The following is a 236-nucleotide window of genomic DNA, read 5'->3' on the forward strand; positions in this document are numbered from 1 at the left end:
CGCCAGGACATCTACCGCGTCAGTGAGGCCCTCGTTGAACAGTTCATTGCCGGCTTCGCCAGCCCGCCAAAGAGCCTGATTCTCGACCTCGATCACTCGGAAGATGCGTGCTACGGGCAGCAGCCGCTGGCGTTCTATAACCACCACTACCGTTCGACCTGCTACCTGCCGTTGATGATCTTCGACGGCGCGTCGGGCGGCTTGATCGCTGCCGTTCTGCGGCCCGGCAAGCGGCC

General features: G+C 63.1%; 1 protein-coding gene. It reads left to right on the plus strand.

What is annotated here, in order from left to right; translation table 11 throughout:
* Window positions 1–236, plus strand: a 236-nt coding sequence (locus F1735_RS35255) for a transposase (protein WP_187364448.1), incomplete at both ends; no start/stop codon positions are given.

It is taken from the genome of Massilia genomosp. 1, from assembly GCF_011682185.1.
GTDB lineage: Bacteria > Pseudomonadota > Gammaproteobacteria > Burkholderiales > Burkholderiaceae_D > Telluria_A > Telluria_A rubra.